The 12,428-nt window shown below is 66.9% G+C and carries 11 protein-coding genes; 9 read left to right on the top strand and 2 right to left on the bottom strand.

Annotated elements, in window-relative coordinates:
• The first annotated feature begins 3 nt into the window (after positions 1-3).
• Complete coding sequence (locus A3OM_RS0108505) at positions 4-639, top strand: NAD(P)H-binding protein (protein ID WP_018043318.1); 636 nt, start codon at positions 4-6, stop codon at positions 637-639.
• A 301-nt stretch (positions 640-940) separates the two neighbouring features.
• On the opposite strand, the gene A3OM_RS25780 is transcribed toward A3OM_RS0108505, so the two are convergent.
• Both A3OM_RS25780 and A3OM_RS0108510 read right to left on the bottom strand, forming a co-directional pair.
• A complete protein-coding gene (locus A3OM_RS25780; protein WP_157196460.1) occupies positions 941-1,504 on the bottom strand; it encodes a hypothetical protein in 564 nt (187 codons plus the stop codon).
• 424 nt (positions 1,505-1,928) lie between these two features.
• Positions 1,929-3,053, bottom strand: a complete 1,125-nt coding sequence (locus tag A3OM_RS0108510; protein WP_018043319.1) for a metallophosphoesterase — start codon at positions 3,051-3,053, stop codon at positions 1,929-1,931.
• A gap of 507 nt (positions 3,054-3,560) precedes the next feature.
• Between A3OM_RS0108510 and A3OM_RS23685 the strand changes: the two genes are divergently transcribed.
• From A3OM_RS23685 to A3OM_RS0108550, 8 genes are all read left to right on the top strand, one after another.
• The gene (locus tag A3OM_RS23685) at positions 3,561-3,773 is read left to right on the top strand and encodes a DUF2934 domain-containing protein (protein ID WP_018043320.1); all 213 of its coding nucleotides are present in this window, start codon (positions 3,561-3,563) and stop codon (positions 3,771-3,773) included.
• A gap of 260 nt (positions 3,774-4,033) precedes the next feature.
• Positions 4,034-5,719: a methyl-accepting chemotaxis protein gene (locus tag A3OM_RS0108520; protein ID WP_043764551.1), complete on the top strand. Its 1,686-nt coding sequence runs from the start codon at positions 4,034-4,036 to the stop codon at positions 5,717-5,719.
• 228 nt (positions 5,720-5,947) lie between these two features.
• Positions 5,948-7,198, top strand: a complete 1,251-nt coding sequence (locus A3OM_RS0108525) for an ABC transporter substrate-binding protein (RefSeq protein ID WP_018043322.1) — start codon at positions 5,948-5,950, stop codon at positions 7,196-7,198.
• 11 nt (positions 7,199-7,209) lie between these two features.
• The gene (locus A3OM_RS0108530; RefSeq protein WP_018043323.1) at positions 7,210-8,076 is read left to right on the top strand and encodes a branched-chain amino acid ABC transporter permease; all 867 of its coding nucleotides are present in this window, start codon (positions 7,210-7,212) and stop codon (positions 8,074-8,076) included.
• Positions 8,073-9,161, top strand: coding sequence for a branched-chain amino acid ABC transporter permease (locus tag A3OM_RS0108535; RefSeq protein WP_018043324.1), 1,089 nt, complete (start codon positions 8,073-8,075; stop codon positions 9,159-9,161). The genes A3OM_RS0108530 and A3OM_RS0108535 overlap by 4 nt, the downstream gene beginning before the upstream one ends.
• The gene (locus A3OM_RS0108540) at positions 9,158-9,925 is read left to right on the top strand and encodes an ATP-binding cassette domain-containing protein (RefSeq protein ID WP_018043325.1); all 768 of its coding nucleotides are present in this window, start codon (positions 9,158-9,160) and stop codon (positions 9,923-9,925) included. The genes A3OM_RS0108535 and A3OM_RS0108540 overlap by 4 nt, the downstream gene beginning before the upstream one ends.
• Positions 9,922-10,701 (top strand): ABC transporter ATP-binding protein, encoded by a 780-nt coding sequence (locus tag A3OM_RS0108545; protein ID WP_018043326.1) that lies wholly within the window; start codon positions 9,922-9,924, stop codon positions 10,699-10,701. Before A3OM_RS0108540 ends, A3OM_RS0108545 begins: the two co-directional genes overlap by 4 nt.
• 60 nt (positions 10,702-10,761) lie before the next feature.
• Positions 10,762-12,318, top strand: coding sequence for an amidase (locus A3OM_RS0108550; RefSeq protein ID WP_018043327.1), 1,557 nt, complete (start codon positions 10,762-10,764; stop codon positions 12,316-12,318).
• Positions 12,319-12,428 lie beyond the last annotated feature (110 nt).

Here is a 12,428-nt window from a genome sequence, read left to right on the forward strand (position 1 = left end):
GACATGGCCCACGTCCTCGTCATCGGCGCCAGCCAGGGCATCGGCCTGGAAACCGTGAAGGCGGCCCTGGCGGCCGGCCATCGCGTGCGGGCCTTCGCCCGGTCCGCCGCGAGCATGTCGCTGTCGGGCCAGGGGCTGGAACGCTTCCCCGGCGACGCCTTGAATGCCGCCGATATCGCCTCCGCCCTGGAGGGCATCGACGTCGTGGTGCAGGCCCTGGGCGTGCCGGCGAAGAACCTGCTCGGGCCGGTGACCCTGTTCTCTTCCGCCACCAACGCGCTGGTGCCGGCCATGGAGACAGCCGGCGTGCGGCGCATCCTCTCTGTCACGGGCTTCGGCACCGGCGACAGCCGCGACGCCATCGGCCTGCTGCAGCGCATCCCCTTCCGCCTCGTGTTCGGGCGGGCCTATGACGACAAGGACGCCCAGGAGATGCGGATCCGCCGCTCTGGCCTGGACTGGACCTTCGTCCGCCCCGGCGTGCTGACGCCCGGCTCGGCCACGGGACGCTACAAGGTCCTGACGGAACCCTCTTCCTGGCGGAACGGCCTAATCTCCCGGGCCGACGTGGCGCATTTCATCGCCGGTGAGATCGACGGGCGATCCTACGAGCGCAAGGCCGTCGTCCTCGTCGGCTAGAGTGCAATTCGCCGAAGTGATGCCGGTTTGGGGAGAAAAATCTCGGTGCAACGAGGGGCTGGTGGTCAAAAACCTGACGAATGGAACCCACTGTGAGCGTCCGAAGTGGGTGGAAGGCAGACTCTGACCTTCTGCTCCGAAGTGGACACTGCGCCCCAACCCAATTTGCAAGCATAAATTTTTGTAGATGCCGTCCCAAATCGAGCCTATTAGTACATTTCATGACCAGCAATAGCAGGTTAAGATAATAAATCTGCCTTCAAAAAACTGTTATCCAGCAGATTTATTTATATTAAATAAATTAATTAACATCATTAATATTTGGGCAGCCAATGCTATTGGTCAAATCTATTAAGCGGATTGCCTCAGGAGCGATCGCGGCGAGGCGCCACCATGGGGCTTCGTCTGCAGTGTCAGGTAACCACACGTCATTAATCCAACGCGCCGCCAAAGCTTTTCCTACTGCGACACGGTCGTTCCTAAGGGCTGCATGCTTGACATCGTCCGGGATGGAGGCAAGCGCTTTGCGCATGTCTAAATCAATTTCTCGTTCGTTGAGCTCTTCCCACGACAATCCATCTTCGTTCCACAAGCCGCTCATTAGCATGGCGCGGCCAATCTCTTCAGTCCATATAAAGTTATCGATGAGCCGCTGTGCATAGCCGCAGCTTGCGAGCGCATCCATGGCAAGTTTGATATCCGGATGCGGTGTAAAAGGCAGGCGCTTCGAACATGCATAATCCAATTGGCCGACAAATAAGGACAGCCAAGCCTCAAGCACCTCATCTATAGGAGGATAATTAGATTGATCCGACAGAACTACCTCCGCGACGAAGTTTGCCACTTCGTCACTATCGACGAGCAAGATACCCTCACGAGAGGCTAATCGTAGCCTCGAGAGTTCAGTGTATGCAACTTGAAATGCCGAGACTGATGGGCCACGAAGTCTAGCGCCAGCACGGGCATGCGGCTCACAGAAACCGGTAGTCGCGCGCACCATTGAGGCAGCGAGTTCGCCATAAAGTTTCTGGATGGCCGAGGAGTATGTCACGCCATGATTACACACGACCAAGGATTAACGAGGCCCTTACGGGTTGGTCTGGCCTTGGTCTTGAGTTGCAGAGCGGCCTTCAGCTTCAACGCAGCCATACGCATCTGTTCGATCAAGATACCCAGAAGCGGACCTTCCGAGGGCCTGTGAAGGGTCGAAAGCAGCCCCGGCAGCGTGGACCAAACGTCAGATTTTCACCACCAGAGCTGCGCCCACCCCAACGCGGTCGCGCGCAGTTCTAGGATCGCGGCTTGCCCCGGAGCGTGATGCGCGTCAGCTCGGATGGTGGCCCGAGCCGCAAGGCGAAGCCGGGCCACAGCCCCGTGCCGTTGTTGACGTAGAGTGTCATGGCGCCAACCGCGTAGGGGCCGGAGACGAAGCCGGCATTGGCGCGCGCGACCAGGCGGTCGAGGCCCCAGATCATCCCGCCATGCGTGTGCCCGGAAAGTTGCAGGGCCACCCCCTTCGCGGCCGCCCGCGCCGCATCCTTCGGCTGATGGTCGAGGAGGACGATGGGGGCATCGGACGGCGCACCGGCCAAAGCGGCGTCGAGGTCGTGGACCGGCCGGCCCGAATGCGACGCCGACAGGTCGGTCACGCCCGCGAGGACCAACGCATCGGCACCGCGCCTCAGGACCGTATGCCGGTTCTCCAGCACGCCCATGCCGAGCTCGGCATAGCGGTGCATCCACCCCGCATAGTCGAAGAAATACTCGTGGTTGCCGGGGATCACCCAGACCCCGTCCGGGGCACGGAGATCCCGCAACGGTTCGACATCGGCGCGACGCGATGCGAGGGCGCCGTCGATCAGGTCGCCGGTGACCACCACGAGATCGACGCCGAGCGCGTTGGATCGCGTCACCACCTCCCGCGCCCAGGCCGCCGGGAACAGGCGGCTGAGATGCAGGTCCGTCAGCTGGAGCAGGGTGAAGCCGTCGAAACCGGCCGGAAGGTTCTCGATCTCGACGGTGACGTCCTTGAGCGGCGGCACCCGCACCGCCTGCTGCACCGCCACCGCCGACAGGAGCATGGCCAGCGCCGCCTCGGCGTAGCGCCAGCCGGCCGGGATCGCCCAGCCTCCGCCGGGCATGACCCTGGAGGCCAGCGCCACGACGTCGAGGGCCAGCTGCATCGCCGCCAGGAGGACGATCGCCCCGAAGGCCCAATTGAACAGCACGATCAACAGCCGGGGAAACTCGGGCGCGAAGACCGAGCCGGACGAGAGGCGGCTCCACAGATGGTACTGCGAGGCGATGAGCAGCAGGACAGCGACGCCGGCCTTCACGGCGAGCGGCCATGGCAGGGGCCAGAGCACCCTGGTGATGACGTACAGGCAGGGCAAACCGAAGATCAGGTGGAACATGCTCTCGTATCGGCGACGGTGGACAATCGGCACGGAGCCGATCCTGCTCCCGCGTGGAACGAGGCCATATCATCGACCGCGCGGCGCGGGACGCGTCGATCCACCTCGCACGCGCCATCACGTGCTTCCGAGCACACCCGCCCTCGCCGAAGGGGCGGGGGATTTCACGTCCGACGGCCCGTTCTCGTCCTGCGACCCGCCCGGGTGGAGGACGCGCGGAAAGAGCCCTCCCGTACGCTCCATCCCCCTCCCGCGGGCGCGCGCCCGCCTCTTGCATGTGCGACAACGGCGCCGAGGCGCCCTGGTTCGAGGTGGATCGTTGTCGATCGGGGAGCCGTCGCGGGGAATGGCCCGAAATCGTCTCGCTCTTGCCATGTGTGAATGTCCCGGCGCCGGGGCCATGCCATGGCCCCATCCACATCACACGCGACAGACGCGAAACGAGGCCGGCGGGGAATGCTGAAACAGGGTTCGGATGAGGCAGGATCAGCACGAGGCACGGCACAGATGATGCGGGATGCGACGGCCCGCGCCACCGGGCCGACATTCGATCAGATCCGCCGGCGCGCCTATGAACTCTGGGAGCGCAATCACCAGCCGATGGGGTTCGAGATCGAGTTCTGGCTCATGGCCGAGAAGGAGTTGCGGGCCGAGCGGGACCGTGCGGCGAGGGCCGAGGCGACGGAGGGCGGCGATTCCCTCCCGCCCCAGCAAGCGTGAGCGAACGGCAAGACGATCTTGCCCGCAACCGCATTACCCGCACATAACGCTCATGTCAGAAATGCATGAGCGCATGACTAAATTCGGTCAATTCTTGCACGATGATAGTCAAAATGCACAACTCGCGGTCATGCGCCCTGGGTTTTGGCCACAAATCTCGAAAAAGGCCACCGCTCCGCTTTAAGAATTATTTAGATATTTTGCGCACCTTCCGGTCGGATACCATCCAGAGATGGCTTCCCGTCACCGGAATGCTTTTCATGCTGAGCCGCCTTTCCCTGCGCGCGCGCCTCATCGGCGCCTTCTCGATCACGACGCTGCTCCTCGTGAGCTTGGGGGCCGTGGCGTTGACCGCCACCCGGACGATCAACGGACATCTGGTGAGCGTGCAATCGGACGCTCTGCCGAGCGTCGCCAAGGCCGGTGAGATCTCCGGCTGGATCGGGCGCTACGCGATCAGCATCTATCGCCATCTCGGCGCGATCGATCCGGATTCGAAGGCGCGCTACGATGCCGAGATCGTCGACCGTCAGGGCAAGGTCACCCGCATCCTGGCCGAGTATGCGAGGCTGGCCACCTCGCCCGGCGAGAAGGCCGTCTACGACACGCTCACCACGACCTGGCTCGATTACCAGAAGGAGAACAAGGCGATCCTCGATCTCTCGCGCAGCGGGATGAACGAGGATGGGCTCGAGCGGCTGCAGGGGAAGTCCACCGAACTCCAGCGCCTGTGCACCTCCCTGGCGGACCGGCTCGTGGCCATCAACAACGAGGTGGCGGAGACGTCCCGCCTCGCCAGCCGGCAGGCCTTCGACCGCACCGAAACCCTCGTCCTCGGCGCGGGCCTCGGCGGCCTCGTCCTGTCGGCCCTGCTCGCGTTCTGGATCATCCGCGGCGTCACCGGGGGCATCGCCTCGGTCGTCGAGCCGATGCAGGCGCTGGCCTCGGGCGACCTGTCCGTGGCGATCCCGCGCCAGGGGGAGGGGACCGAGATCGGCACGATCGCGGATGCGGTGCAGGTGTTCAAGACGCGCCTCATCGAGATGCGCACCCTGGAGGAAGAGACCGTGCTCGCGCGCGCCGACGCCGAAGCCCAGCGGCAGTCCGCCATGCACAGGCTGGCGGGGGATTTCGAACGGGCCGTGGGCGGCATCGTCGGCACCGTGGCGGCGGCGGGGAGCCAGCTCCAGGACACCGCGCGCGCGATGACGGCGACGGCCACGCACACCGCCTCGCAATCCCTGACCGTGGCGGCGGCGGCGGAAGAGGCGGCGTCCAACGTCAACACCGTGGCGGCGGCGGCCGAACAGCTCGGTTCCTCGGTCCAGGAAATCGGCCGTCAGGTCGATGGATCGGCCAATCTCGCCACCCTCGCGGTGAACGAGGCGGCACGGACCGCCTCCCTCGTGGAGGAACTCAGCCTGGCGGCGGGCCGGATCGGCGACGTGGTGTCGATCATCTCGGAGATCGCCGGGCAGACCAACCTGCTGGCGCTGAACGCCACCATCGAGGCGGCGCGGGCCGGTGAATCGGGCAGGGGCTTCGCCGTGGTCGCCGCCGAGGTGAAACAGCTCGCCAGCCAGACCAGCCGCGCGACCCAGGAGATCGGCGACCAGATCGGCCGCATCCAGGCCTCGACGGGGCAGGCGGTCTCGGCGATCGGAACCATCACCACGCGGATCGGCGAGATCAGCACCGTCGCCACCTCCATCGCCGCCGCCGTGGAGCAACAGGGCGCCGCCACCCAGGAGATCGTCCGCAACGTGTCCCAGGCGGCCATGGGGACGGGACAGGTCACCGCCAACGTCGCCAGCGTCGCGAACGCGGCCGAGGAGACCGGCGCCGCCGCGAGCCAGGTCCTGGCCTCGGCCTCGGCGCTGTCGCAGCAATCCGACCATCTCGGCACGGAGGTGGCCCGGTTCCTCGCCACCGTGCGTGCCGCCTGACCGGCCACGCGGGACACTCTCCGCGCCGATGCGGCACGTGCGTGATCTGTGGCTTTCGTGCCTTGAGGCGAGGCGAAACCGCGCCTCGCCTGCCTATGGAGGAGGCATCCGGCGCGCTCGCCCGACCTTGCCCGTAATGTGAGATTTGTTGGCATCGATCTTGTTACATCACTCCCGCGCGGCCGGCGGCGATCGTCCGTGCAGACGGCACGAAGCGGAGTGATATCGATGACCAAGGGCACGATGAACCGTCGCCATGCGCTCAAGCTCGGTTTGGCAGGGGCGGGCGGCGCAGTGGCGATGCCGTTCTTCGCGCGCAACGGCCTCGCGGCGGAGCCGATCAAGCTCGGCAGCCTCCTCGACGGGACCGGGGCGCTCGGGCTCGAAGGCAAGCGGATGATCGAGACCACCGAATACACGGTGGAACTGCTCAACAAGGCCGGCGGCCTGCTCGGACGGCCGATCAAGCTGATCGCCTACGACACCCAGTCCAACATGCAACTCTATACGCAATACGCCCAGACCCTCGCCCTGAAGGACAAGGTCGACGTCATCCAGGGCGGCATCACCTCGGCCTCGCGCGAGGCGATCCGGCCGATCTTCGGCCGTTCCAAGACCCTCTACTTCTACAACACCCAGTACGAGGGCGGTGTCTGCGACCGCAACGTCTTCTGCACCGGCTCGACCCCGGCCCAGACCGTCAACCACATCGTCGATTACGCCCTCAAGAACTGGGGCAAGAAGGCCTACATCGTCGCCGCGGACTACAATTACGGCCACATCACCGCGAGCTGGATGACGAAGTTCATGAAGGATGGCGGCGGCTCCGTGGCCGGCACCGACTTCTTCCCCCTCGACGTCACGAACTTCTCCTCCGCCATCAGCCGCATCCAGCAGGCCCAGCCGGAGATCGTCCTCTCCGCCCTCGTCGGCGCCAACCATTCGGGCTTCTACCGGCAATGGGACGCCGCCGGCATGAAGGGCAAGATCCCCATGGGCGCCAGCGTGTTCGGCCTCGGCGACGAGCTGACCACCATGGACACCTCCACCACCAACGGCATCCTCACCTGCTACGGCTGGTACAACGACCTCGACACGCCCGCGAGCAAGGCCTTCGTCACCGGCATGCAGGCGAAGTTCGGCGCCGACGTCACCGATCTGAGCGAGCTCGACACCGCCACCTACGAAGGCATCATGTTCTGGGCGGAGGGGGTGAAGAAGGCCGGTTCGATCGAGCGCGACGCCGTCGTGGCGGCGCTGGAGAGCGGCATCAGCATCGACTCGCCCACGGGCAAGGTGACGATGGATCCGGGCACCCACCACACCATCCGCAACACCTACCTCGCCCGGCCCAAGGACCGGAAATGGGAGCAGCTGGCGACCTTCCCGGATTCGTTCCCGGCCGATACCGGCGGCGCCTGCGACCTCGTCAAGAACCCGCGCATGAACAAGCAGTTCACGCCCGACCTGAAGGGCTGAGGCGCCTCTTCATGGATCTCGCGGGGCTCCTGACCTTCAACGTCGCCACCGGCATCGCCACCCTGGTCCTGATCACCCTCGGTCTCGGGGTGATCTACGGCATGATGCGCATCATCAACCTGGCGCATGGCGAGTTCATGATGCTCGGCGCCTACACCGCCGTGATGGCGAACGGCGCCGGGGTGAACATCTGGATCGCCATGCTGGTCCTGCCGCCCCTGGTGGTGGGGGCGGTGGGGCTGATCCTCGAACGCACCGTCATCCGCTTCCTCTACGGGCGGATGATGGACACGATGCTGGCGACCTGGGGCATCAGCCTCGGGTTGATCGGCCTCATCACCACGCTCTACGGCAACGTCGTGCGGGGCGTCTCGACTCCGGTCGGGAGCTTCGAGATCGGCCGCTACGGCGCCAGCCTCTATAGCCTCGTCATCGTCGCCACGGCGCTCGCCGTGCTGACGGGCATGTTCCTCCTGCTGCGCATGACGAAGTTCGGGCTGATCCTGCGCGCCACCATGCAGAACCCGCGCATGGCCGCCGCCATGGGCGTGTCGCCTGACCGCATCTACATGGCGACGTTCGGCCTCGGCGCGGCCCTCGCGGGGCTGGCCGGCGGCGTGCTCGCGCCGATCTCCGGCGTCTCCCCGTCCATGGGAGCGGCCTACATTTCCCGCGCCTTCATCACCGTGCTGGGCGGCGGCCCCGCCATCGTCACGGGCACGGGCCTCGCCTCCTCGGTGTTCGGCGTCATCAACGAACTGGTCTCGTTCAGGACCACGCCCGTCATCGGCGACGTCGCCCTCCTCGTCGCCGCGATCCTGCTGATCCGCGTCCTGCCGCAGGGCATCACCGGCCGCTACCTGAGGCGCAGCCTATGAATCCCGTCACCCGTCGCTCCACCGTGGGGTTCCTCGTCACCCTCGGCCTGATGCTCGCCATCCTGTTCGGGGCGCCGCACATCCTCGACACGTTCGGCCTCGTCCAGGCCACGGGCTTTGCAGCACTCGCCATGTTCGCCCTGAGCCAGGGCTTCATCTGGGGCTATGGCGGGGTGATGTCCTTCGGGCAGGCCGCCTTCCTCGGGCTCGGGGGCTACGCCTACGCCGTCTCCGTCATCAACATGGGCGACAGCACGCTGCCCATCCTCATCGCCATCCTGGTGCCGACCCTGTTCGCGGGGCTGCTCGGCTACTTCATGTTCTACGGCCGGATCTCGGACGCCTATATCGGCGTCATCACGCTGACCGTCTCGGTGATCCTGTTCCAGCTCGTGAACACCACCTCCGGCAGCCAGTACCGGATCGGCGAGGCGGAACTCGGCGGGTTCAACGGCATCCCGGCGATCCCCGCCCTCAACAAGCTCGGCGACGCGGGCAACCCGCTCGACAACGACGGCATCTGGTACGCCGCCATGGGGGCCCTGATCCTGGTCTACGCGTTGTTGCGCTGGGTGCTGGCCAGCCGCTTCGGCCGGGTCGTTGTGGCGATCCGCGAGAACGAGACCCGGGCGCAGCTCATCGGCTACGACCCGCGCCTGTACAAGCTCCTCGCCTTCATGATCTCGGGCGCCGTCGCCGGGCTCGCGGGCTGCCTCTACGCCAATTGGGGCGGCTTCATCAGCCCCACCGTGTTCGGCCTGTCGATGTCGGCGCAGGTGATCATCTTCGTGCTGGTGGGCGGCCTCGGCACCCTCGTCGGGCCGATGCTCGGCGCGGTGCTGATCCAGTGGCTCATCATCGAGGCCGGCTCGCAGAACGTGGTCGATTCCAATCTCGGCCTCGGCATCGTCCTCGTGGCGTTCGTCCTGCTGATCCCGCAGGGGCTCCTGCCAGTGGTGAGGACCCTGCTGATGCGGATCCCCGAACTCCCCGCCAAGCTCTTGAAGGCCAAAATCGTCGAGGCGAAGGCGGGCAAACCCGCCGATCCCGCCCGCGAGGCGCTGGCAGGGGAGGTCCGGCCATGAGCATCACCACGACAGCGGCGGCGCCGGCTTCCCCGGTCCGCCCGCCGCTTCGCCCGCTCGTCGAGGCCAAGGGCGTCACCATGCGCTTCGGCGGGGTGACCGCGGTGGGCAATGTCGACTTCACCCTCGGCGAGGTGGAGCTGCGCTGCCTCATCGGCCCCAACGGCGCGGGCAAGAGCACCTTCTTCAAGATGCTCACTGGCCAGTTGACGCCCAGCGAGGGCAGCATCCGCTTCCGCGACACGGACATCACCGGGGCCGAGCCACACCGGATCGCGAGGCTCGGGGTCGGCATCAAGACCCAGGTGCCCAACGTCTTCAACGGCCTGTCGGTGCGCGAGAACGTGTTCGTGGCGGCCGGGCGACGCAAGTCGATCGCCCGGACGCGTTCCATCGTCGACGAGACCCTGACGCGGCTCCAGCTCACCGCCATCGCCGAACGCAATGTCGGCCAGCTCGCCCACGGCCAGCGCCAATGGGTCGAGATCGCCACCGTGCTGGCCCAGGAACCGGAGCTGATCCTCCTCGACGAGCCCGCCGCCGGCATGACCCATGACGAGGTCCACCGCACCGCCGAGCTCATCCGCGAGATCAACCGCACCCACGCCCTCATCGTGGTGGAGCACGACATGCCCTTCATCCGGATGATCGCCAGGACCGTCACCGTCTTCAACCAGGGCCGCATCCTGATGGAGGACAGCGTGGAACGGGTGCTGGCCGACCAGCGCGTCCGCGACGTCTATCTCGGCAAGCAGGCCGCATGAGCCGCACGATGAACGCGATCCCGCCGATACCGCTCTCCGCCTGCCCGAACGCCGTCCCGGCGGCGAAGCCCGCGCTCCTGTCCGTCGAGGGCCTGCATTCCGGCTACGGCCGCATCCCGATCCTCGGCGGCGTCTCGCTCACCGTGGGGGAGGGCGAGTTCGTCGGCATCCTCGGCCATAACGGCATGGGCAAGACGACCCTGCTGCGCACCCTGATGGGCTACCTGCCCGTCACCGCCGGTCGCATCCGCCTCGGGGACGAGGACATCGCCCGGCGCTCGCCCACGGCGCGAGCACGGCTCGGCATGGGGTTCGTGCCGCAAGGGCGGGAGATCTTCGCGACCTTGAGCGTGCGCGAGAACCTGCGCATGGGCTGCCTCCTCTCCGACAGGGACGAGGACGAGACCATCGCGGATAGCCTCGCCGTGTTCCCTCGGCTGAAGGCCTATCTCGACCGGCCGGGCGGGGCACTCTCGGGCGGCGAGCAGCAATTGCTGGCGCTGGCCCGCTGCCTCTGCGGCAATCCCCGCATCCTCCTCCTCGACGAGCCGACGGAAGGGATCCAGCCCTCGATCATCGAGGAGATCATCGAGACGCTGCAGGCGATCGGCCGGGCGCGCGGCCTGACGATCCTGCTCGTCGAGCAGAACCTCACCTTCATCGCCGGCCTCTCCGAGCGGGTGCTGATCCTGCAGAAGGGCGTCGTCACCCGCGAGATCCCGCCCGAGATCGCCCGCGACCGGGCGATGATCGAGGAATTCGTCGGCATGGAGTGAGGCCGCCGGCCTCATCCCGTACAGTCCTTCCATCCATTCCAACCAAGGAGACATTGCGCGATGGCCGCCGCCCCGACACCAAGCCCCGACCTCGACATCGTCGAGATGACCCTGGCCGACGTGGCCGACGCTTTCGCCAGCGGGGTCACCTCGGAGGCGCTGACGCTGGCCTTCCTCGACCGGATCGCCGCCTACAACCCGCATTACAACGCCATCATCGTCATGAACCCGCAGGCGCTGGACGACGCCCGCGCCATCGACGCGCGCCGCGCCGCCGGCGAGGCGCTGGGACCGCTGGCCGGCGTGCCGGTGGTGATCAAGGACCCGATGGACATGGCCGGGCTGCCGACGACGGCGGGCTGGCGCTTCCTCAGCGCCAAGGCCGGCGGCGTCGACCTGATCCCCGAGACCGACTCGCCCGTCGTGGCGCGGATGCGGGCGGCCGGCTGCGTCATGCTCGGCAAGACCAACGTCCCCGTCCTCAGCGCCACCGGCAGCCACGCCAACGACAGCTGGGCCGGACCGACCCTGAATTCGGCGGCGCCCGATTGCCTGCCCGGCGGCAGCAGCGCCGGCACGGCCACGGCGGTGGGCGCCAGCCTCGCGGTGCTCGGCCTCGCCGAGGAGACCGGCGGCTCGATCCAGAACCCGGCTTCGGCGCAGGGGCTGGTCGGCATCAAGCCGACCTTCGCCCTCGTCCCCAATGCCGGCGTGGTGCCCCTGGCCGGCAGCACCCGCGACGTGGTCGGCCCCATCGCCCGCTGCGTGCGCGACGCGGCGCTGACCCTCGACGTGCTGGCCGGCTACACCGCCGCCGACCCCAAGACCGTGGCGGGCATCGGCAAGCGGCCCAAGGGCGGCTACACCTCGAAGCTCGACAGGAACGGGCTGCAGGGCAAGCGCCTCGGCCTGTTCGGACCCGGCTGGCGCGACCTGCCGCTCTCGGCGGAGGCGACGGACCTCTACGCGCGGGCGCAAAGCGAGATCACCGCCTGCGGCGCGACCCTGGTCGCCGATCCCTTCGCCGGCACGGGCTTCGCGGCGCTGGCCGAACCCACCGAGGGCCTGAACTATTTCGATGCCCGCGGCATGGAATCCGTGCCCTACGACCTGCATCTCTACCTGCAGCGCCTCGGGGGGAGCGCCGCGCTGCGGAGCGTCGCGTCCTTCGCCGAGGCGACGGCGGAGGAGGATGCGTTCGGCCCCAAGGGCGTGCTGCGCTACCTGCACCAATATCCGGTCTTCGAGGCGATCCTGGCCGATCCGACGCGCCCGCCCGATCTGTCGGACTTCCTCGCCCTCAGAGAGGCTTATCTCGACATCTTCAACCAAGTGATGGACGAGAACGGCCTCGACGGGCTCGTCTTCCCGCAGATGCGCGATGAACTGCCGCCCCTGCATGGCGGCCTCGCCATCAACGAGACCACGGTCTGCGAGATCAACATCGCCGGCCTGCCCGGCGTGACGCTGCCGGCCGGGGCCTATGCCAGCGGCTCGCCGTTCAACCTGATCTTCGTGGGCCGGATGTGGAGCGAGGCCGACCTCCTCGGCTTCGCCTATGCCTACGAGGCGGCCACCGGCTACCGCAAGGCGCCGAGCCTGCTGAGGCCAAGCTGAGGACGGAGAGCGCCTGACCCGAGGCCCTCCTCCCCCTTGCGGGCTACGATAGTCGCACCTCTCGCGGGCAACACGGGTCCCCTCTCCTGGAAGGAGAGGGAGCCCGTGAC

Source organism: Methylobacterium sp. 88A, from assembly GCF_000376345.1.
Classification (GTDB): Bacteria; Pseudomonadota; Alphaproteobacteria; order Rhizobiales; family Beijerinckiaceae; genus Methylobacterium; species Methylobacterium bullatum.